Origin of the sequence: Pseudomonas donghuensis (assembly GCF_000259195.1) — a bacterium.
Taxonomy (GTDB): domain Bacteria; phylum Pseudomonadota; class Gammaproteobacteria; order Pseudomonadales; family Pseudomonadaceae; genus Aquipseudomonas; species Aquipseudomonas donghuensis.
The window spans coordinates 57,870-79,009 of sequence record NZ_JH650770.1 but is presented as its reverse complement, the minus strand read 5'-3'; the positions used below and the strand labels follow the sequence as shown (position 1 = coordinate 79,009).

The window sequence follows — 21,140 nt, the reverse complement described above, 5'->3', positions numbered from 1 at the left end:
CGCAGGCTAGGACCATGATGGCCCTGGCAAAGTTGCCTGGCGCTCCGGCATTTATCGTCCCAGATGTTGCCGATGCCCGTTGAGGATACGCAACATTTGGTTCCACTTATCTACAGGACAAAGTAGTTGAGGCTGGCGCTTTTGCCTTGCATAGACGCCTCGGACGATTATGCTGGGCGCCGATTTCACGTTTCTGGAGTGTCGCATGTCCCGTCGTTTACCGCTGATCGCTTTGCTGGTGTTCCTGCCTTTGTGGCTGGCGGCAAGCTATGGGCTGCGCTATGTGCTGATGGAGGACGCCCACTGGCTCGCCACCTGCGCCGATCAGGCACAATTGTGGGGCTGCCAGGCGCGCTCGGTCATGGGCTTGATGATTCACTTCAGGCTGCTGGCCTGGTCGGCCCTGGGCCTGGCGCTGCTGGCCACGCTGGTGCCTGGGCGCGCAGGTTGGCGCCTGGGGGTGGCGGCGCTGGTGTGCGGGATTCCGGCGCTGGTGTTGTATACCGCGAGCATTGCGGTGTTCGCGGTGGTGCTGGCGGGGTTGCGCCTGGTGCGGCGCTCCAGCTGACATTGCGGCGCTGCCATCGCTGGCAAGCCAGCGCCCACAGGGGCTGTTGTGGGAGCTGGCTTGCCAGCGATGGGGTGCGAAGCAGCCCCGGTTACTGCTGAAGCCGAACCCTCAGGCTGCGCCACAACGCCGCCACCATCAGTACGCTCACCCCGGCCCAGACCAGCGCTTGCTGGTTGCTCAGCCCTTCAAGGAACAACTGCGGGGCAATGCCGCCGCCAACGATCAACGCCAGCAAGGCTGCTTCGGCCCGGCGTGCCGGTACCGGCCGCAACAGGTACACGACCGCTGGCAACAACAGTGCCGGGCTCGGGAAACTGCGATAGCGCGGGTCGAACACCAGCGCCAGCATACTCACCGCCGCCGCAAAACCTGCCGCCAGCAACCACCCTCCGGCACGTGCTTCAAGCCAGGCGAAGGCGCGCCCACGCCAACCCTGACGCTGCGACAACGCCAGCGCGCCATGGGCCAGTACCAGCAGGTTGAGGCCCGCCAGCAGGAGCGCCCAGATCCACTCTCCGGCAAATCGGCTATTGATTCGCACCATTTCGCCCCACAGGCCCAGGCTGGCGGCGCCCAGTGCCGCCAGCAACGGCACCAGCAAGGCCGCGCGGGTACCGCGCACACGCCCGGCCAGCAGCAGGGTGGTGGCGAACAGCGCAACACCGACGCCCAGCCACTGCGGCCAGAACGCCAGGTTGCTCACCGGCCCTTCAAGGATGCCCTTGTCCTGGCGATCGGCGTCATACAGGCCCCAATAACCGCCTACGGCGCCTTCGCTGGCACGTTTCCACGGTTGGTCGAAGGCTTCGATCAGGTTGTACTTCCAGCCCTGCTGTTCGGCCATGGCCACGAAGCCACGGATGAAACGCGCTTCGTTGACCCGGCTGGGCAGGGCGGTTTCGCGCTGGCGGCCTTCGCTCGGCCAGCCGGTTTCGCCAATGACGATGTCCTTGGGCGCGAAGCGGTTGCCGAACACCTGGCGAATCTCGCCAACGTGCACCAGGGCATCGTCGATGCTCTTGGGATCATCTTCCCAGTAGGGCAGCAGGTGGATGGTCAGGAAGTCCACCGTCGGGGCGATCTCGGGGTGTTGCAGCCAGAACTCCCAGACATCGGCGTAGGTCACCGGCACGCTGACCTGGCTTTTCACCTGGTTGATCAGCGCCACCAGTTGCGGGCCGGTGACCTCCTTGCGCAGCAGGGTTTCGTTACCGACGATCACCGCCTTGACCACATCCGGGTTGGCATTGGCCGAGGCGATCAGGGCCTTGACCTCCTTTTGCGAATCCACCGGGTTGGCGTTGATCCAGGCGCCGAGCATCACCTTCAGGCCATGCTTGCGGGCCAGGTCCGGGATCGCCTCAAGCCCGGTCATCGAATAGGTACGGATGCACTCGAAGCGCTGCGCCAGCAAGGCCAGGTCCGCGTCCATGCGCGCCGGGCGCAGCTGGAACGGCTGGTCGAAGGGTGATTGGTCCTTGTCGAATGGCGTGTAGGAGGCGCACTGCAGCTTGTGTGAAGCGCTGGCCGCATCCGGCAGTACCACCGGTTTGCCCAGGCCGTACCACAGGCCCCCCAGGGCAAACAGGCCCAGTAGGCAGGCGAACAGGTAGGGTAAAAGCGGGAAGCGCGCAGTCGAGGACATGGATCGGACCGTCTGGGAACAAAGCCGGCAATAGTACCTGCAAATGGCTCAGGCCAAAGCCTTGGGCGGCAAAGTTGGCCGCGGTGGATGTTGCTTGATGTAACGATCCACGTTGCTGGCGATGTGATGTCGTTTCTCGTTGCCTTGAGGTCGTTACCAGAGCAGGTCAGCAACCATGCGCGGTTGATGATGCAGCTTCCGTGACGTGACGAGGGGATGCTTGGATGAAAATGCGACGACTCCTGGGGGTGGGCACCGCCCTGGTAATGGCCATTGGCGCGGGGCAAGCGCTGGCCAAGGAAGTGAGCATCGGCTATGTCGATGGCTGGTCCGACAGTGTGGCGACCACTAACGTCGCCGCCGAAGTCATCAGGCAGAAACTCGGCTATGACGTCAAACTGCAGGCCGTGGCCACCGGCATCATGTGGCAGGGGGTGGCTACCGGCAAGCTCGATGCCATGCTCTCGGCCTGGCTGCCGGTAACCCATGGCGAATACTGGACCAAGAACAAGGACAACGTGGTCGACTACGGCCCCAACTTCAAGGATGCCAAGATCGGCCTGATCGTCCCCGAGTACGTCAAGGCCAACTCCCTGGCCGACCTCAAGGCCGATGACAGCTTCAAGAAGAAAATCGTCGGCATCGACGCAGGTTCCGGCGTGATGCTCAAGACCGACCAGGCGATCAAGGACTATGACCTGAGCGGTTACAAACTCCAGGCCAGCTCCGGCGCGGCGATGACCGCAGAGCTGGGCCGCGCCTATGCCAAGCAGCAATCGATCGCGGTGACCGGCTGGGTACCGCACTGGATGTTCGCCAAGTGGAAGCTCAAGTTCCTCGAAGACCCCAAAGGCGTGTATGGCGCTGCTGAAACCGTCAACAGCATCGGCAGCAAGGAACTGGACAAGAAAGCCCCGGAAGTGGCGGCATTCCTGAAAAACTTCCAGTGGCAGTCCAAGGATGAAATCGGCGAGGTCATGCTGGCCATTCAAGAGGGCGCTAAACCCGAGGCCGCAGCCAAGGACTGGGTAGCCAAGCACCCGGAACGCGTAGCACAGTGGACCGGCAAATAATGGCCTAAGGCTTCTATCTGGCACCTTCCAGGGCCGCGGCAGCGAAAACGCTGTCGCGGCCCTTGTCGTTTCAGGCTGTTACCGATTCGGTAAAAGAGTTTTGCATCTAAGACTAAGGTCGTCTGGAGTGCGTCCGAAGGCAGCATAAAGTGGAGTGGGTTCTACCTAATCTGTGCTGCGAGGACAAAAACAATGAACGACAGCATTTATCTCTCGATACAAAACAGCCCGCGGTTCAAGGAGCTGGTTTCAAAACGCGAACGCTTCGCCTGGATTCTCTCGGCGATCATGCTCGGTCTCTATTCCGCCTTCATCCTGTTGATTGCCTATGGCCCGCATGTATTGGGTGCCAAGCTCAGCCCTGACTCGTCGATCACCTGGGGTATTCCCCTCGGCGTCGGTCTGATTGTCTCGGCCTTCATCCTCACGGCCATCTACGTGCGTCGCGCCAACGGCGAGTTCGACGAGATGAACAAGGCGATCCTCAAGGAGGCTCAGCAATGATCCGGCGTCTACTGGCAACCCTGGCCTTCGGCGTTTTTGCACCCGCCGTCTGGGCCGCTGACGCCCTCACCGGCGCGGTGCAGAAGCAACCGTTGAACGTGTCGGCGATCGTCATGTTCGTCGCCTTCGTCGGTGCCACCCTGTGCATCACCTACTGGGCATCCAAACGTAACAAGTCCGCCTCTGACTACTACGCCGCCGGCGGGCGCATCACCGGTTTTCAGAACGGTCTGGCGATTGCTGGCGACTACATGTCGGCAGCCTCTTTCCTGGGTATTTCCGCCCTGGTGTTCACCTCTGGCTACGATGGCCTGATCTACTCGATCGGTTTTCTGGTCGGCTGGCCGATCATCCTCTTCCTGATCGCCGAACGCTTGCGTAACCTGGGCAAATACACCTTTGCCGACGTCGCTTCGTACCGCCTTGGGCAGAAGGAAATCCGCACCCTGTCGGCCTCCGGTTCGCTGGTGGTGGTGGCCTTCTACCTGATCGCGCAGATGGTTGGCGCCGGCAAGCTGATCCAGTTGCTGTTCGGCCTCGACTACCATGTCGCGGTGATTCTGGTCGGCATCCTGATGTGCATGTACGTGCTGTTCGGCGGCATGCTCGCGACCACCTGGGTGCAGATCATCAAGGCCGTGTTGCTGCTCTCCGGTGCCAGCTTCATGGCGCTGATGGTGATGAAGCACGTCAACTTCGACTTCAACGCGCTGTTCTCCGAGGCGATCAAGGTTCACCCCAAAGGTGAAGCGATCATGAGCCCCGGTGGCCTGGTCAAAGATCCGATCTCGGCGTTCTCCCTTGGCCTGGCACTGATGTTCGGTACCGCCGGCCTGCCGCACATCCTGATGCGCTTCTTCACCGTCAGCGATGCCAAGGAAGCGCGCAAGAGCGTGCTCTACGCCACGGGCTTCATCGGCTACTTCTACATCCTGACCTTCATCATCGGCTTCGGCGCGATCCTGCTGGTCAGCACCAACCCGCAATTCAAGGACGTCGCTGGCGCCCTGATCGGCGGCAACAACATGGCCGCGGTACACCTGGCCAACGCGGTAGGTGGCAGCGTGTTCCTCGGCTTCATCTCGGCAGTGGCCTTCGCCACCATCCTGGCAGTGGTTGCCGGCCTGACCCTGGCCGGTGCTTCGGCGGTCTCCCACGACCTGTATGCCAGCGTGATCAAGAAGGGCAAGGCCAACGAGAAGGATGAAATCCGCGTCTCGAAGATCACCACCATCGCCCTGGGCGTACTGGCGATCGGCCTGGGTATCCTCTTTGAAAGCCAGAACATCGCGTTCATGGTTGGCTTGGCGTTCTCCATCGCTGCCAGCTGTAACTTCCCGGTACTGCTGCTGTCGATGTACTGGAAGAAGCTGACCACCCGTGGCGCCATGATTGGCGGCTGGATGGGCCTGGTCAGTGCGGTGGCGCTGATGGTTCTCGGCCCGACCATCTGGGTGCAGATTCTCGGCCACGAGAAGGCGATCTACCCGTATGAGTACCCTGCGCTGTTCTCGATGCTCATTGCCTTTGCCGGTATCTGGTTCTTCTCGATCACCGACAAGTCCAAGGCCGCCGATGATGAACGGGCGCTGTTCTTCCCGCAGTTCGTGCGCTCGCAGACTGGCCTGGGTGCCAGCGGTGCGGTGTCTCACTAAGTAGGCAAAAGGCAGCCTTTGGCTGCCTTTCCAGCCACAAGCCACAAGCCACAAGCCGCAAGTTGAAGCCGTACGCGTACTGCTTTGACTTGCGGCTTGCCGCTTATGGCTTGCAGCTTTTCTATATCTTGCCGAGCAATAACAGGATCAACAGGATGATCAGCACCGTACCGATGATGCCGGATGGCCCATAGCCCCAACTTCTGGAGTGCGGAAAGACGGGTAAGCCACCGATCAACAGCAGAATCAGGATGATGATAAGTATGGTGCCCATGGCAGTTTCCTTGTTTGGCTTGAGAAGTAGGCGTTACGCTGCAATCCATCTCTTCGGTCATGTGTTTCATGCCCGCCTGTTAATTCCGACTGCTGCCAGTGGCTAAAAGTTTTATCGGTTGTTAACACGCCACTTTCACCGCTGTTTGCCCCGCCCATTCAGCATCCTGATACAGCGTGGGTCGCGGCCTTGCCTTCGCTACACTGGCCTGAACTTTCCAGAACAGTACAAGGCAGCCTGCTATGCAAAAGCGCATGATGATTACCGGTGCCGGCTCAGGGCTTGGGCGCGAAATTGCCTTGCGCTGGGCGCGCGAGGGGTGGCGGTTGGCCCTGGCCGATGTCAACGAGGCCGGCCTCAAGGAAACCCTGGCGCTGGTACGCGAAACTGGCGCTGACGGCTTTGTGCAGCGCTGCGATGTGCGCGACTACAGCCAGTTGACCGCCCTGGCCCAGGCCTGTGAAGAAAAGCTCGGTGGTATCGATGTGATCGTCAACAACGCCGGGGTGGCCTCTGGCGGCTTTTTCGCCGAGCTGTCGCTGGAAGACTGGGACTGGCAGATCGCGATCAACCTGATGGGCGTGGTCAAGGGCTGCAAGGCCTTCCTGCCGCTGCTGGAGCGCAGCAAGGGCACGATCATCAACATCGCTTCGATGGCGGCCTTGATGCAAGGCCCGGCGATGAGCAACTACAACGTTGCCAAGGCTGGTGTGCTGGCCCTGTCGGAAAGCCTGCTGATCGAGCTGCGCCAGCATGAGGTCGCCGTGCATGTGGTGTGCCCGTCGTTCTTCCAGACCAACCTGCTCGACTCGTTCCGCGGTCCGACCCCGGCAATGAAGGCCCAGGTCGGCAAGCTGCTGGAAAGCTCGCCGATCAGCGCCGCCGATATCGCCGACTACATTCACCAGCAAGTGGCCGCCGGCGAGTTCCTGATTCTGCCCCATGAACAGGGCCGTGAAGCCTGGAAGCTCAAGCAGCGCACCCCGCAGCTGCTCTACGACGAAATGGCCAGCATGGCCGAGAAAATGCGCGCCAAGGCCCGACCGTCCCAGGCTTGAGCGTCGGCATCAGGTATTCTTGGCCATCCCTTGAACAGCCTTGAGTACCTGGTGTGATCAATTACCTGTGGTTTTTTCTCGCGGCGGTCTTCGAGATCGCCGGTTGTTATGCCATCTACCTGTGGCTGCGCCTGGGCAAGAGCGCTTGGTGGATTGCCCCGGCCCTGCTCAGCCTGTCCCTGTTCGCCCTGATCCTCACCCGGGTCGAGGCCGCTTACGCCGGGCGCGCCTATGCCGCCTATGGCGGTATCTACATCGTCACATCGTTGCTCTGGCTGGCGCTGGTCGAGCGAGCCCGGCCGCTGGGCAGTGACTGGATCGGCGCGCTGCTGTGCGTGCTGGGTGCCAGCATCATCGTGCTCGGACCACGTCTACAGACTGCCTGAAGGGTCTAAAACAACAAGAATCTGTAGGCAAAATCGCCTAGTTAGGTGGGATCTGTCTAATTAGTTGTCAGAGCATTGAAGGCGTCCGGCGCCCCGTGCAGTCTCCGAACTTCCTGATTTGTGGAGGATCGGAGCATGTTGGTAATAGGCCGCGAAATAGGCGAAATCATCGCCATTGACGATCACATCAAGATCAAGGTGTTGTCGGTGGACGGCAATACGGTGCGCTTTGGCATCAGTGCCCCCCGGCACGTCGAGGTGCACCGGGCAGAGATCTACAAGCGCATTGTCGAGCAGTTGGCCAAGCAGGCGGTGGCCGGCTAAATCAATCGAGCAGTTCCCTGGGCACGTCGTGCTTGGCCAGCAGCTGGCATTGCTGGCTGTCGAGATCAAACAGGATGAATGCCTGTTTTTTTGCCAGCGCCTGGCGTACCCGCAGCACGCGGGTTTCCAGCGGCGTGTCGTCACCGTTGTCGGTGCCGTCGCGGGTGACGAAATCCTCGATCAGGCGGGTGAGGGTTTCGGCTTCCAGTTGGTCGTAGGGAATCAGCATGAACAGGACAGGTCTGGCGAAAAGGTACCGCCATGCTACGCGAAACCTGTCCTGGCTGTGTAGGCGCCAATGTTTGTTGCCGACCAGGCTGTCTAATCCGCACACAAGTCCTTAAGACAGAGCCGGGCCGGTCAGCTTTTAGCGTGTGGCTTGCCGCTTGCCGCTGCATTTTTGCTTCTGACCAGATCACGCAACATGAAGCGATTCGGGTGGCACGCTTCGGCGACGGCGCGAGGCACTGGCAGCGGCGCGTTGTCGGCCCAGGCGGCGATCATTTCGCCAGAAAGTGGCGCGGTGATCAGCCCGCGCGAGCCATGGCCGCTGTTGATGAACAGGCCTTCGAGCCAGGGGCAGGGGCTGTCGGGGATCTGCCGGGCATCCCAGGCCAGCACGGCGTAAACCTCGTTTAACTGCGCCTGGTCGGCCAGCGGGCCGACAATCGGCAGATAGTCGGGGCTGGTGCAGCGAAACGCGGCGCGGCCCTGCAACGCGTGCGGGTCGAGGTCGTGGGCGCCCAGGCGCTGGGCCAGGTCGCTGGAGATCGCTTCGAGCAAGCCGAGGTTACCGACATGCTCGCCAGTGGTGGGCGTCAGGTCGGTGCTGTGGAAATCGAAGCTGGCGCCGAGGGTGTGCTCGCCATTGCGCGGTGGTGCCACGTAGCCGTCGGCACAGACCACGGTGCTCAAGGCCTGGCTCTGTGCAGTAACCGGCAGGCGGGTGATCTGGCCACGAATCCGCTTGAGCGGCAGCCCGGCGCAAGGCTCGAAGCTATGGATCTCGGCGGCGGTGGCGAGTACCACCAGCGGTGCGCTGGCCAGCAGCTTTTCACTTTCCCAGGCTTGCCACAGGCCGTCGACCTTGCGCAGTTGCAGCACCTGATGATGGGGCAGCAGGGTGATGTTCGGGTGCTGCAACTGGGCCTGGCACAGCGCCGGCGGATGCACCCAGCCGCCTTCGGGGTAGAACAGCCCGCCACTGCCCAGGGCAACCCCGGCCAGCTGCTCGGCCTGCTCGCGGTCCAGGCGTTGCAGCAATTGCGGGTTGAAGGCCTCGGCCAGTTGCTGCTGGCGTTGGTCTTCCTTGGCGTCGAACGCCAGTTGCAGCACCCCGCAGCCATCCCAATCCTGCCCGCGCTGCAGGCGTTCGAGCAGCCGCCTTGTGTAGCCGAAACCGCTGAGGATCAAGCGCGACAAGGCCGTGCCGTGCGCGGATAATTTCAGGTACAGCACCCCTTGCGGGTTGCCCGAGGCTTCCGCCGCCGGCGTTGCATGGCGCTCCAGCACTTTCACCTGCCAACCGCGGGCGGCAAGGCTGGCGGCGCTGGCGCAACCGGCCAGGCCGGCGCCGATCACCAGCGCCTGGCGCGGCCCTGGCAATACCGGCGGGCGAGCAAACCACGGCGCGCTGGCGGGCGGCAGTGGCTGCTCGGCTGGCCGGCCATTGAAGGTCCCGCGCAGGATTTCCCATTTCTTGCCGATGCCGGGAATGCGCTTCATGGTAAAGCCCACGGCGATCAGGCCCCGGCGCACCCAGCCAGTGCTGGTGAAGGTGCCGAGGGTGGCCGTGGGCGATGACAGCCGGCCGATCTGGGCGAACAGTTCCGGGGTCCACATTTGCGGGTTCTTGGCCGGGGCAAAACCGTCGAGGAACCAGGCGTCGACCTGGGCATCGAGCTGCGGCAATTGCTCCAGCACGTCACCGATCATCAAGGTCAGGCGCACCCGGCCCTGCTCGAACACAAACGGCTGGAAGCCTTGGTGCACCGCCACGTATTGAGCCAGCAACTGGCTGCTGAACGGCGCCAGTTGCGGCCACAGAGCCAGGGCGCGGCCGAGGTCGGCGCGGGTCAGGGGGTATTTTTCGACGCTGATGAAATGCAGCCGCGCATCACGCGGGGCGCACTCGGCAAACAGCTGCCAGGCGCAGAAGAAGTTCAAGCCGGTACCGAAGCCGGTTTCACCGATCACCAGGCACTGGCCCGGCTGCAGCGCAGTGAAACGCCGGCGCAGGTCGTTCTGGTCGATGAACACATGACGGGTTTCCTCCAGGCTCTGCTCCTTGGAGAAATAGATGTCATCGTATTGGCGCGAGTGCGGTCGGCCTTGGTCATCCCAGTCGATCTGGGCGTATTGGGTTACTTCGGTCATGTTCGGCTCAGCGTTGGCAAGAGGGCCATTTTAGCTGATCGGTGCCAGGCTGTTTGACCTGCGGCAGGCTTTGTTTTGTACCGACAAAGGTTTTTACAATCCGCTAGTCTTGCTTATCCATGTAGGGAGCCTGGTATGTTCGAATCCGCTGAAATTGGTCACGCCATCGATAAAGACACCTATGAAGCCGAGGTTCCGGCACTGCGTGAAGCGCTGCTGGAAGCCCAGTTCGAACTCAAGCAGCAGGCGCGTTTTCCGGTGCTGGTGCTGATCAACGGCATCGAAGGCGCCGGCAAGGGCGAGACAGTCAAGCTGCTCAACGAATGGATGGACCCGCGCTTGATCGAGGTGCGCACCTTCGACCAGCAGACCGACGAAGAGCTCGCCCGGCCACCGGCCTGGCGCTATTGGCGGGCACTGCCGGCCAAGGGGCGGATGGGCGTGTTTTTTGGCAACTGGTATAGCCAGATGCTTCAGGGGCGGGTGCATGGCCAGTTCAAGGATGCCGTGCTCGACCAGGCCATTCGTGGCGCCGAGCGCTTGGAGGAGATGCTCTGCGATGAAGGCGCGCTGATCTTCAAGTTCTGGTTCCACCTGTCCAAGAAGCAGATGAAGGCCCGGCTCAAGGCGCTCAATGACGACCCGTTGCACAGCTGGCGGATCAGCCCGCTGGACTGGCAGCAGTCGGAGACCTACGACCGTTTCGTGCGCTTTGGTGAGCGGGTGCTGCGGCAAACCAGCCGTGACTACGCGCCCTGGCACGTGATCGAAGGCGTCGATCCGCATTACCGCAGCCTGGCCGTGGGCAAGATTCTGCTCGAAGGGCTGCAGGCGGCGCTCAAGGCCAATCACGCACCGATCCACCAGGCCAACATCGCCCCGCTGGGCGAAAGCATCGACCAGCGGAGCCTGCTTGGCAGCCTCGACCTGAGCCTGCACCTGGACAAGGACGACTACCAGGAGCAGTTGATCACCGAGCAAGCGCGCCTGGCCGGTTTGCTGCGTGACAAACGCATGCGCCGGCATGCGCTGATCGCGGTTTTCGAGGGCAATGATGCGGCGGGCAAGGGCGGTGCCATCCGCCGGGTTGCGGCGGCGCTAGACCCGCGTCAGTACCGCATCATACCGATTGCCGCGCCCACCGAAGAAGAGCGCGATCAGCCTTATTTGTGGCGTTTCTGGCGGCACATTCCGGCGCGCGGCAAGTTCACCGTGTTCGATCGCTCCTGGTATGGCCGGGTGCTCGTCGAGCGGGTCGAAGGCTTTTGCAGCCAGGCTGACTGGATGCGTGCCTATGGCGAGATCAACGACTTTGAAGAGCAACTGAGCAACGCCGGGGTCGTGCTGGTCAAGTTCTGGCTGTCGATCGACGAACAGACCCAGCTCGAGCGCTTCCAGGAACGGGAGCAGATCCCGTTCAAGCGCTTCAAGATCACCGAGGAAGACTGGCGCAACCGCGAAAAATGGGGGCAGTACGCGGAGGCGGTGGGCGACATGGTTGATCGCACCAGCACCGAGATCGCGCCCTGGACCCTGGTTGAGGCCAATGACAAGCGCTGGGCGCGGGTCAAGGTTTTGCGCACCATCAATGAGGCGCTGGAGGCGGCGTTCAAGAAGGACAAGAAATAGGACCTCATCGCCGGCAAGCCAGCTCCCACAGAAAGGGTGCAAACCTGGCCTTGTGGGAGCCGGCCTTGCCGGCGATGGGGCGCGTAGCGGCGCCAGCAGGAACTCAGGGAATGAAGTACTGAATTCTTTTCCACAATCGCGCCTGTCTCCCCACCAGCCCACCCCGTAGAATCCGGTTTCCCCCCACCACAGGGCTATCGAGGCTGGTTATGCATATTTCTTCCGGACGCTGGGTTTACGGTCTGTCCTTGTCGCTACTGACCGCCGTGCTCTGGGGTATCTTGCCGATCAAGCTCAAACAGGTGCTGCAGGTGATGGACCCGATCACCGTGACCTGGTTTCGCCTGCTGGTTTCCGGTGGTCTGCTGCTGGCCTGGCTGGCGGCGAGCAAGCGCCTGCCCTCGTTCGACAACCTCGGGCGCAAGGGCTGGGGCCTGGTGTTGCTGGCCACCTGCGGCCTGGTCGGCAACTATGTCCTGTACCTGGTCGGGCTCAAGTTGCTCAGCCCCGGCACTGCGCAACTGGTGGTGCAGATGGGCCCGGTGCTGTTGCTGGTGGCCAGTGTGTTCCTGTTCAAGGAGCGATTCAGCCTGGGGCAGGGCATGGGCCTGGCGATCCTGCTGGTGGGCTTTGGCCTGTTTTTCAATCAGCGCCTGGATGAGCTGTTGAGCTCCTTGAGTGTCTATACCACCGGCGTGCTGACCATTTTGCTGGCGACCACCATCTGGGTGTTCTATGCCCTGAGCCAGAAGCAACTGCTGACGGTGTGGAATTCACTGCAGGTGATGATGGTGATCTACCTGTGCTGCGCGGCGCTGCTGACGCCCTGGGTGCATCCGCTCGAAGCCCTGCAATTGAGCCCGCTGCAAGGCTGGCTGTTGCTCGCCTGCTGCCTGAACACCCTGGTGGCCTATGGCGCCTTTGCCGAAGCCCTGGCGCACTGGGAAGCCTCCAAGGTCAGCGCGACCCTGGCGATTACGCCGTTGATCACCTTCGTCGCCGTGGCCCTGGCGGCCTGGTTCTGGCCCGACTACGTGCACGCCGAGCAGATCAACACCCTGGGCTACATCGGTGCGCTGGTGGTGGTGCTGGGTTCGGCGCTGACCGCCCTGGGCCCGTCGATCATGGCCGGCTGGCGGGCCAGGCGCGTACGCCTGGCCCGGTGACTCAGCCCTTGTCGCCCGGTTCGAGCATTTTTTCCGGGCGTACCCACTGGTCGAACTGCTCGTTGGTCAGGTAGCCCAGGGTCAGCGCCGCCGCGCGCAGGGTGGTGCCTTCGCTGTAGGCCTTCTTGGCGATTTCCGCCGCCTTGTCGTAGCCGATGTGCGGGTTGAGCGCGGTCACCAGCATCAGCCCGCGCTCCAGGTGCGCGGCCATCTGTTCGGTATCCGGTTCGATACCGGCAATGCAGTGCTGCTGGAAGTTGCTGCAACCGTCAGCCAGCAGGTCGATGGACTGCAGCAGGTTGTGGATGATCACCGGCTTGAACACGTTCAACTGCAAGTGCCCTTGGCTTGCGGCAAAGCCGATCGCGGTGTCATTGCCCAATACCTGGCAGACCAGCATCGACAGGGCCTCGCATTGGGTCGGGTTGACCTTGCCGGGCATGATCGAGCTGCCCGGCTCGTTGGCCGGCAGGCGCACTTCGGCAATGCCGCCGCGCGGGCCGGAGCCGAGCAGGCGCAGGTCGTTGGCCAGCTTCATCAGCGCCACGGCGAGGGTTTTCAGGCCGCCGGCGAGGGTGGTCAACGGTTCATGGCCGGCCAGGGCGGCGAACTTGTTCGGCGCGGTAACAAAAGGCAGGCCGCAAAGGGCGGCAAGCTCGGCGGCAATGGCTTCGGCAAACCCGTGCGGGGCATTCAGGCCGGTGCCCACGGCAGTGCCGCCCTGGGCCAGCTCGCACACCGCTGGCAGCGCCGAGCGAATGGCGCGTTGGGCGTAATCGAGCTGGGCGACATAGGCCGAGAGTTCCTGGCCGAAGGTGATCGGCGTGGCGTCCATCATGTGGGTACGGCCGGTCTTCACCAGATGCTGATGGCGCGCTGCCAGTTCCGCCAGCCCCGACGACAATTCGCCAATCGCTGGCAGCAGCTTGTGCTGCACCGCCTGGGCGGCAGCGATGTGCATGGCGGTGGGGAAGCAGTCGTTGGAGCTCTGCGAACGGTTGACGTGATCGTTGGGGTGGACTGGCGCTTTGCCGCCTCGACCCTTGCCGGCCAGTTCGTTGGCCCGGCCGGCTATCACTTCGTTGACGTTCATGTTGCTCTGGGTGCCACTGCCGGTCTGCCAGACGACGAGTGGAAACTGGTCATCCAACTGGCCGTCGAGCACCTCGTCGGCGGCCTGTTCGATCAGTCGGGCGATGTCCGCCGGAAGGTCTCCGTTGCGGTTGTTGACCCGTGCTGCGGCTTTTTTGATCAGTGCCAGGGCATGCAAGACCGCCAGCGGCATGCGTTCCTTGCCGATGGCAAAATTGATCAGCGAGCGTTGCGTCTGGGCACCCCAGTAGGCCTGGTCAGGAACTTCGACCTGCCCCAGGCTGTCAGTTTCGATACGGCTCATGCTGCGCTCACTCCCTTGTGGTCTGAATTCGCAGTTTAGGTCCTTATTCGACATCGCGGTTCCATCGCGCGTCGATCCACTTGAGCACTGTGCCACTGTCGGCGCAGAATGCTCTACTCTGGGGTACTACCTCCTCTGTCTACTTGAAGGAATTCCGATGACCCGTCTTCGCGCCCTCTGCACTGCTGTAGCGCTGGTCTGCGCCAGCGGCCAGGTGCTTGCAGATACCGCCAGCCACAACGCCAGTGCTGAAAAATTCCTCATGATGGCACATGCCGACAAGCTCGGTACTCCGGTCTACATGCAGGTGCAGCAGATGTTTGCCCAGCGTTTCGAGCAGACCAAGGCACCCGCCTCGAAGAAGTCCGTGCTCGACAGCTACCAGGCCAAAGCCAACGCCGCCCTGGACCAGGCCATTGGCTGGAACAAGCTCAAGCCGGACATGGTCAAGCTCTACACCAGCACCTTCACCGAAAGCGAACTCAAGGACCTGGTAGCGTTCTACCAGTCGCCGCTGGGCAAGAAAGTCCTGGAGAAGATGCCGCAGGTGACTCAGCAATCGGCCCAGCTGACCCAGCAGAAACTGGAAAGCGCGGTACCGGTGGTCAACAAGCTGCTGGCTGACATGACCAATGAACTCGATCCGAACGCCGGCAAGGCCGCGCCGGCCAAGAAGTAACCAGCGGAGCCTGACATGACCATGCAGCAAAAAATCGAGCAGAGCCTGCAGGCGCTGGCACCCCAGCACCTTGAGGTGCTCGATGAAAGCCACATGCACAGCCGTGGGCAGCAGACCCACTACAAGGCGGTGCTGGTGAGCGAGCAGTTCGAAGGCCTGAACAGTGTCAAGCGTCACCAGAAGGTCTACGCCACCCTCGGTGAGCTGATGAGCCAGTTCCATGCCCTGGCACTGCACACCTACACGCCGCAGGAATGGCAGAAAATCGGCGTCGCCCCGGCCTCGCCGACCTGTGCCGGTGGCAGCAAGCACTGATTTCCTCGTCAGGTTTTTGCTAGAATGCTCAACGCGCCGCTTGTCGGCGCGTTTTTATTTGGCATCCGGTCCGCCCTTTGCGAGGGCGACCACCTGGAGAAGTTACTGCATGTCCCAAGCTATCGTCGTCGCGGCGCTGTACAAATTCGTCACCCTGAAAGATTACGTCGAGCTGCGCGAGCCGCTGCTCGAGAGCATGATGGCCAACGGCATCAAGGGCACCTTGTTGCTGGCCGAGGAAGGTATCAACGGCACCGTCTCCGGTACCCGTGAAGGCATCGACGGCCTGCTGGCCTGGCTGCGCAGCGATGCGCGCCTGGTGGATATCGACCACAAGGAATCCTACTGCGACGAACAGCCGTTCTACCGCACCAAGGTCAAGCTCAAGAAAGAGATCGTCACCCTCGGCGTGCCGGGCGTGGACCCGAACTACAAGGTCGGCACCTACGTCGAGCCCCAGGACTGGAACGCGCTGATCAGCGACCCTGAAGTGCTGCTGATCGATACCCGCAACGACTACGAAGTGGCGATCGGCACCTTCGACGGCGCGATCGACCCCAAGACCACCACCTTCCGCGAGTTCCCCGAGTACATCAAGGCCAACTTCGACCCGGCCAAGCACAAGAAAGTGGCGATGTTCTGCACCGGTGGCATCCGCTGCGAGAAAGCCTCCAGCTATATGCTCGGCGAGGGTTTTGAAGAGGTCTATCATCTTAAAGGCGGGATCCTCAAATACCTCGAAGAGGTGCCGCAGGATCAAAGCCGCTGGCAGGGCGACTGCTTCGTGTTCGACAACCGGGTCACCGTGCGTCACGACCTGACCGAGGGCGATTACGACCAGTGCCATGCCTGCCGCACCCCGATCAGCGTGGAAGACCGTGCGTCCGAGCACTACTCGCCAGGCATCAGTTGCCCGCATTGCTGGGACAGCCTGAGCGAAAAGACCCGACGCAGTGCCATTGACCGGCAGAAGCAGATCGAGCTGGCCAAGGCGCGCAATCAGCCTCACCCGATCGGTCACAATTACCGCAAAGCTGCCGAGGCCTGATTGATGTCCGCACGCCTGCTTTATGTGATGGACCCGATGTGCTCCTGGTGCTGGGGCTTTGCCCCTGTCGCCGAGGCCCTGATCGCCCAGGCGCGGGCAGCAGGCGTACCGACCCAGGTAGTGCTGGGTGGCCTGCGTTCCGGCAGCCGGGCGCTGGATGTCTCGACGCGCGGTTACATCCTCGATCACTGGCAGGCGGTGCACGACGCCACCGGGCAGGATTTTCAGTTCGAAGGTGCGCTGCCTGACGGTTTTGTCTACGACACCGAGCCTGCCTGCCGGGCCCTGGTCACCGCGCGCAGCCTTGACCCGCAGCATGTCGGCACGTTGCTCAAGCTGATCCAGCAAGCGTTCTACCTGCGTGGCGAAGACGTCACCCGCGCGCCTTTGCTGGTGGAGCTGGCCGAGCAGGCCGGTTACGAGCGCGCAGCCTTTGCCGAGGCCTTTACCAGCGCCGAACAACGCTCGGCCACGGCGGCGGACTTCACCTGGGTCCAGGACCTGGGCATCGCCGGCTTCCCGACCCTGCTGGCCGAACGCAATGGCCAGCTGGCTTTGCTGACCAACGGCTACCAGACCCTCGAATCCCTCGAACCGCTGCTCGGCCGCTGGCTGAAGCAGGCCGCCTGTGCTTGACCTGCCGGGTTCACCCGACCCGGTACCAGGGCCAGGCCCTGTGCATGCTGATCGCTTGAGCTGGGCAGAAATCCGCCGCCTGGCCCTGCGGCATAAAAAAGCCCTGTGGATCGCCAATGGCGTGGCCGTGCTGGCAGCGCTGTGCAGTGTGCCGATCCCCTTGCTGCTGCCGTTGCTGGTCGATGAAGTGCTGCTGGGGCATGGCGATGCCGCGCTGAAGTGGATGAACCAGTTCCTCCCCGGCAACTGGCAGGTTGCCGCCGGCTACATCGGCCTGATGCTGCTGTTCACCCTGACCCTGCGTTGCGCCGCCTTGGCCTTCAATGTGGTGCAGGCCAAGCTGTTTGCGGGCCTGGCCAAGGACATCGTCTACCGCTTGCGCATTCGTCTGATCGAGCGCCTCAAGCGCATCTCCCTCAGCGAATACGAGAGCCTGGGCAGCGGTACCGTGACCACCCACCTGGTCACCGACCTCGATACCCTCGACAAGTTTGTCGGCGAAACCCTCAGTCGCTTCCTGGTGGCCATGCTGACCCTGACCGGCACCGCCGCCATCCTGATGTGGATGCACTGGAAGCTGGCGCTGCTGATTCTGTTGTTCAACCCGTTGGTGATCTTTGCCACGGTGCAGTTGGGCAAGCGGGTCAAGCACCTGAAAAAACTGGAGAACGACAGTACCTCGCGCTTCACCCAGGCACTGACCGAAACCCTCGACGCGATCCAGGAAATCCGCGCCAGCAACCGTCAGGGCTATTTCCTCGGCCGCCTTGGCCTGCGCGCCCAGGAGGTACGCAACTACGCTGTCGCCTCGCAATGGAAAAGCGATGCCAGCGGACGTGCCAGCGGCTTGCTGTTCCAGTTCGGTATCGATATTTTCCGCGCCGCGGCGATGCTCACGGTGCTGTTCTCCGATTTGTCGATCGGGCAGATGCTGGCGGTGTTCAGCTACCTGTGGTTCATGATCGGCCCGGTCGAGCAACTGCTGAACCTGCAGTACGCCTATTACGCCGCCGGTGGCGCCCTGAGCCGGCTCAACGAACTGCTGGCGCGTGCCGACGAGCCGCAGTATCCCGGTGGCGTAGACCCGTTCAAGGGGCGCGACACCGTTGGCATCGAAGTGCAGGGGTTGCGCTTTGCCTACAACGACGAGCCGGTGCTCGATCAGCTCAACCTGTCGATCGCCCCGGGCGAGAAGGTCGCGATCGTTGGTGCCAGCGGCGGCGGCAAGAGCACCTTGGTGCAATTGCTGCTGGGCCTGTACAGCGCCCAGGCCGGGACCATCCGCTTTGGTGGCTCGACCCTGCAGGAAATCGGCCTGGAAACCCTGCGTGAGCATGTGGCGGTGGTGCTGCAGCACCCGTCACTGTTCAACGACACGGTGCGCGCCAACCTGACCATGGGGCGCGACTGCAGCGATGATGCCTGCTGGCAGGCGCTGAACATCGCCCAGCTCGACACCACCATTGCCGCCTTGCCGCAAGGCCTGGACAGCGTGGTTGGCCGCTCTGGCGTGCGCTTGTCCGGCGGCCAGCGCCAGCGCCTGGCGATTGCGCGGATGGTGCTGGCCGAGCCCAAGGTGGTGATCCTCGACGAGGCCACCTCGGCCCTGGATGCGGCCACCGAATACAACCTGCACCAGGCCCTGACTCGTTTTCTCAGTGCCCGCACCACCCTGATCATTGCCCACCGCCTCTCGGCGGTGAAGCAGGCCGACCGGGTGCTGGTGTTCGACGGCGGCCATGTCGCCGAGGACGGCGATCACCAGCAATTGATCGCCGAAGGTGGCTTGTACGCCAAGCTGTACGGCCATTTGCAACAGAGTTAGGGCAAATTGCTGTGCATGTGAGAAAAGCTCTCCAGTATTAATAGCAAATAGCCTAGGCTGTGCTTTTGTAGGTGAGATTCATCCGGCTCTGTTGCAAGGGACCTCATGAAGCGAAAACGGACTCTCGAAGCGCCAAAGTTGTTGGGCATTATCTGGCCATTTGTTGCTGTTGTACTGTTTCAGGCCTTGCTCGGGAGCATCAGCCTGTACGCGCTGTCGGCAGTGCGTGGTTATGTGGCGGGCGAGAGCTTGTGGTCCAAGGGCCAGAAAGACGCTATCTATTACCTCAACCTGTACGCTGACAGCCGCGACGAGGCGGTTTTCAAAAAGTATCGCAAGGCGATTGCCGTGCCCCAGGGTGGCCATGACCTGCGCGTGGCCCTCGACCTGCCGAGCCCGGATATCGACGCCGCGCGCCGTGGCATTCTCCAGGGCGGCAACCATCCCGACGACGTGTCCAGTGTGATCTGGCTGTACCTGAACTTTCACCAGGTCAGCTATATGCAGGAGGCCATCGAGCTGTGGGCGGTCGGTGACGGATTCCTGCGCCAGCTGGATGAAGTCGCCGAGCAGATGCACAACGGTTTTCGTTCAGGCCAGGCCGATGCCCGTAGGGTCGCGGGCTGGAAGGCGCAGATTGCTGCGATCAACGATGCCGTGACCCCGGCCGCGCGGGCTTTCAGCGACGCCCTGGGCGAAGGCTCGCGAATGTTGCTGCGGGTATTGCTGGTCACCAACCTTGCGACCGCACTGTTCCTGATTGCCCTGGCCTGGATGCGCTCGAGCAAGCTGCTGGCCCAGCGCCAGGCCTTTGCCAATGCCCTGGAAGTGGAGAAGGAGCGGGCGCAGATCACCCTCGAATCCATCGGCGATGGCGTCATCACCACCGATGTCGAAGGCTGTATCGCCTACATGAATCCCGCGGCCGAACAGCTGACCCACTGGCATGCGGCCCAGGCCCAGGGTTTGCCCCTGGCGGCGCTGTTCAGCCTGCTGGACGAGAATGCCGAAAAAGACAGCCTGACCCTGGTCGAGCGCGTACTTGAGGGCGGGCTCAAGGGCGGCAGCGAACACACCAAACTGATCCAGCGTCTGGACGGCAGCACTGTGTCGGTCACCCTGGTGGGCGCGCCGATCATGGCTGAGGGCAAGGTCAGTGGCATCGTCCTGGTGCTTCACGACATGACCCAGGAGCGTCAGTACATCGCCAACCTGTCCTGGCAGGCGACCCACGATGCCCTGACGGGCCTGGCCAATCGCCGCGAGTTCGAATACCGCCTGGAACTGGCGCTCAATGCGCTGGCACGCAAACCGGCGCGCCACTCCTTGATGTTTCTTGACCTGGACCAGTTCAAGCTGGTCAACGATACCTGTGGCCATGCTGCCGGGGACGAGCTGCTGCGCCATATCTGCGCCGTGTTGCAGGCCGGGCTGCGCGAAGGCGATACCCTGGCGCGGCTGGGCGGCGACGAGTTCGGCATCCTGCTGGAGAACTGCCCCCAGGAGCAGGCTGAACGCATTGCCGAGAGCTTGCGCCAGGCGGTGCAGAGCCTGCACTTCGTGTGGAAGGGGCGGCCATTCATGACCACCGTGAGCCTGGGGCTGGTGCATATCGCCCAAGGGCCGGCCACCCTGGAAGCCTCGCTGCGGGCAGCCGACATGGCGTGCTACATGGCCAAGGAAAAGGGCCGCAACCGCGTGCAGGTGTACCACGCCGACGACAGTGAGCTGTCCATGCGTTTTGGCGAGATGGCCTGGATCCAGCGCCTGCACGTGGCCCTGGAAGAGAACCGCTTCTGCCTCTATGCCCAGGAAATTGCCGCCCTGGGGCCCCATGAAGGCGTCGGGCATATCGAGATCCTCCTGCGCCTGCACGACGAGAGCGGCCGCATCATCCTCCCTGACAGCTTCATTCCCGCCGCCGAGCGCTATGGCCTGATGACCGCGCTGGACCGTTGGGTGGTGCGCAGTGTGTTCAAGGTCATCCGCCAATGCCTGGACGAGCAACGCGACGGCCCATTGGCCATGTGCGCGATCAACCTGTCGGGCAGCAGTATCGGTGACGACAAGTTTCTTGAGTACCTGCAGCGGCTGTTTGCTGAGTTCGCCATTCCGCCGCACATGATTTGTTTCGAAATCACTGAAACCAGTGCAATCGCCAACCTGGGCAGTGCCATCCGCTTTATCAACGAGCTCAAGGGGCTAGGTTGCCGGTTCTCGCTGGATGACTTCTGCGCCGGTATGTCGTCGTTCGCCTATTTGAAGCATTTGCCTGTAGACTTCCTGAAAATCGACGGAAGTTTTGTCAAGGACATGCTCGATGACCCGATCAACCGGGCCATGGTCGAGGTGATCAACCACATCGGTCACGTGATGGGTAAACGCACCATCGCCGAGTTTGTCGAAACCCCGTTGATCGAGCAGGCCCTGCAGGAGATTGGCGTCGACTACGCCCAGGGATACCTGATCGAGCGGCCACAGGTGTTCACCTGTGACAGCTTGCAGCGCAAACGGATTGCTGCAAGGCCCCTGTTGTTCAAGGCGCCGGGGACCTTTCGCTGAGATCCACCGAAAATCACA

At 62.2% G+C, this 21,140-nt stretch carries 20 protein-coding genes; 15 read left to right on the top strand and 5 right to left on the bottom strand.

Features of this window, described 5'->3' with window-relative positions:
• The first annotated feature begins 205 nt into the window (after positions 1-205).
• The gene (locus UW3_RS0118080; protein ID WP_010224179.1) at positions 206-568 is read left to right on the top strand and encodes a hypothetical protein; all 363 of its coding nucleotides are present in this window, start codon (positions 206-208) and stop codon (positions 566-568) included.
• Positions 569-659: 91 nt separating this feature from the next.
• Here the strand turns inward: UW3_RS0118080 and UW3_RS0118075 are convergent, their stop codons facing one another.
• Positions 660-2,216, bottom strand: a complete 1,557-nt coding sequence (locus UW3_RS0118075) for a glycoside hydrolase family 17 protein (RefSeq protein WP_010224177.1) — start codon at positions 2,214-2,216, stop codon at positions 660-662.
• 224 nt (positions 2,217-2,440) lie between these two features.
• On the opposite strand from UW3_RS0118075, the gene UW3_RS0118070 reads away from it, so the two are divergent.
• From UW3_RS0118070 to UW3_RS0118060, 3 genes are all read left to right on the top strand, one after another.
• Positions 2,441-3,289, top strand: coding sequence for a glycine betaine ABC transporter substrate-binding protein (locus tag UW3_RS0118070; protein WP_010224175.1), 849 nt, complete (start codon positions 2,441-2,443; stop codon positions 3,287-3,289).
• 192 nt (positions 3,290-3,481) lie between these two features.
• On the top strand, positions 3,482-3,793 hold the full coding sequence (locus UW3_RS0118065) for a DUF485 domain-containing protein (RefSeq protein WP_010224173.1): 312 nt from the start codon (positions 3,482-3,484) through the stop codon (positions 3,791-3,793).
• Positions 3,790-5,448, top strand: coding sequence for a cation acetate symporter (locus UW3_RS0118060; protein ID WP_010224171.1), 1,659 nt, complete (start codon positions 3,790-3,792; stop codon positions 5,446-5,448). The genes UW3_RS0118065 and UW3_RS0118060 overlap by 4 nt, the downstream gene beginning before the upstream one ends.
• Before the next feature lie 121 nt (positions 5,449-5,569).
• On the opposite strand, the gene UW3_RS28350 is transcribed toward UW3_RS0118060, so the two are convergent.
• Complete coding sequence (locus tag UW3_RS28350) at positions 5,570-5,722, bottom strand: DUF3309 family protein (RefSeq protein WP_010224169.1); 153 nt, start codon at positions 5,720-5,722, stop codon at positions 5,570-5,572.
• A gap of 242 nt (positions 5,723-5,964) precedes the next feature.
• Between UW3_RS28350 and UW3_RS0118050 the strand changes: the two genes are divergently transcribed.
• The 3 genes from UW3_RS0118050 (at position 5,965) to csrA (ending at position 7,490) form a co-directional block, all read left to right on the top strand.
• On the top strand, positions 5,965-6,780 hold the full coding sequence (locus UW3_RS0118050) for an SDR family oxidoreductase (protein ID WP_010224167.1): 816 nt from the start codon (positions 5,965-5,967) through the stop codon (positions 6,778-6,780).
• 53 nt (positions 6,781-6,833) lie between these two features.
• The gene (locus tag UW3_RS0118045; protein ID WP_010224166.1) at positions 6,834-7,166 is read left to right on the top strand and encodes a YnfA family protein; all 333 of its coding nucleotides are present in this window, start codon (positions 6,834-6,836) and stop codon (positions 7,164-7,166) included.
• 135 nt (positions 7,167-7,301) lie between these two features.
• Positions 7,302-7,490 carry a carbon storage regulator CsrA gene (csrA, locus tag UW3_RS0118040; protein WP_010224165.1) on the top strand — a complete coding sequence of 63 codons (189 nt, stop codon included), beginning with the start codon at positions 7,302-7,304 and terminating at the stop codon, positions 7,488-7,490.
• A gap of 1 nt (position 7,491) precedes the next feature.
• On the opposite strand, the gene UW3_RS0118035 is transcribed toward csrA, so the two are convergent.
• Together UW3_RS0118035 and mnmC are read right to left on the bottom strand one after the other, a co-directional pair.
• A complete protein-coding gene (locus tag UW3_RS0118035; protein ID WP_010224164.1) occupies positions 7,492-7,719 on the bottom strand; it encodes a YheU family protein in 228 nt (75 codons plus the stop codon).
• Between the two features lie 131 nt (positions 7,720-7,850).
• Positions 7,851-9,866 carry a bifunctional tRNA (5-methylaminomethyl-2-thiouridine)(34)-methyltransferase MnmC2/FAD-dependent 5-carboxymethylaminomethyl-2-thiouridine(34) oxidoreductase MnmC1 gene (mnmC, locus tag UW3_RS0118030; protein ID WP_010224163.1) on the bottom strand — a complete coding sequence of 672 codons (2,016 nt, stop codon included), beginning with the start codon at positions 9,864-9,866 and terminating at the stop codon, positions 7,851-7,853.
• Positions 9,867-10,001: 135 nt separating this feature from the next.
• Between mnmC and pap the strand changes: the two genes are divergently transcribed.
• Together pap and UW3_RS0118020 are read left to right on the top strand one after the other, a co-directional pair.
• Positions 10,002-11,495 carry a polyphosphate:AMP phosphotransferase gene (gene pap, locus UW3_RS0118025; RefSeq protein ID WP_010224162.1) on the top strand — a complete coding sequence of 498 codons (1,494 nt, stop codon included), beginning with the start codon at positions 10,002-10,004 and terminating at the stop codon, positions 11,493-11,495.
• Between the two features lie 209 nt (positions 11,496-11,704).
• Complete coding sequence (locus UW3_RS0118020) at positions 11,705-12,661, top strand: DMT family transporter (RefSeq protein ID WP_010224161.1); 957 nt, start codon at positions 11,705-11,707, stop codon at positions 12,659-12,661.
• 1 nt (position 12,662) lies between these two features.
• Here UW3_RS0118020 and UW3_RS0118015 read toward each other — a convergent pair whose 3' ends face one another.
• On the bottom strand, positions 12,663-14,057 hold the full coding sequence (locus UW3_RS0118015) for a class II fumarate hydratase (RefSeq protein ID WP_010224159.1): 1,395 nt from the start codon (positions 14,055-14,057) through the stop codon (positions 12,663-12,665).
• Positions 14,058-14,214: 157 nt separating this feature from the next.
• Between UW3_RS0118015 and UW3_RS0118010 the strand changes: the two genes are divergently transcribed.
• The 6 genes from UW3_RS0118010 (at position 14,215) to UW3_RS0117985 (ending at position 21,122) form a co-directional block, all read left to right on the top strand.
• Positions 14,215-14,736: a DUF2059 domain-containing protein gene (locus tag UW3_RS0118010; protein ID WP_010224157.1), complete on the top strand. Its 522-nt coding sequence runs from the start codon at positions 14,215-14,217 to the stop codon at positions 14,734-14,736.
• Positions 14,737-14,751: 15 nt separating this feature from the next.
• A complete protein-coding gene (locus UW3_RS0118005) occupies positions 14,752-15,051 on the top strand; it encodes a BolA family protein (protein ID WP_010224156.1) in 300 nt (99 codons plus the stop codon).
• Positions 15,052-15,160: 109 nt separating this feature from the next.
• A complete protein-coding gene (trhO, locus tag UW3_RS0118000; RefSeq protein WP_010224155.1) occupies positions 15,161-16,099 on the top strand; it encodes an oxygen-dependent tRNA uridine(34) hydroxylase TrhO in 939 nt (312 codons plus the stop codon).
• Positions 16,100-16,102: 3 nt separating this feature from the next.
• Positions 16,103-16,735: a DsbA family protein gene (locus UW3_RS0117995; protein WP_010224154.1), complete on the top strand. Its 633-nt coding sequence runs from the start codon at positions 16,103-16,105 to the stop codon at positions 16,733-16,735.
• On the top strand, positions 16,728-18,560 hold the full coding sequence (locus tag UW3_RS0117990) for an ABC transporter ATP-binding protein (RefSeq protein ID WP_010224153.1): 1,833 nt from the start codon (positions 16,728-16,730) through the stop codon (positions 18,558-18,560). Before UW3_RS0117995 ends, UW3_RS0117990 begins: the two co-directional genes overlap by 8 nt.
• Positions 18,561-18,665: 105 nt before the next feature.
• A complete protein-coding gene (locus tag UW3_RS0117985) occupies positions 18,666-21,122 on the top strand; it encodes an EAL domain-containing protein (protein ID WP_010224152.1) in 2,457 nt (818 codons plus the stop codon).
• Positions 21,123-21,140: the final 18 nt, after the last annotated feature.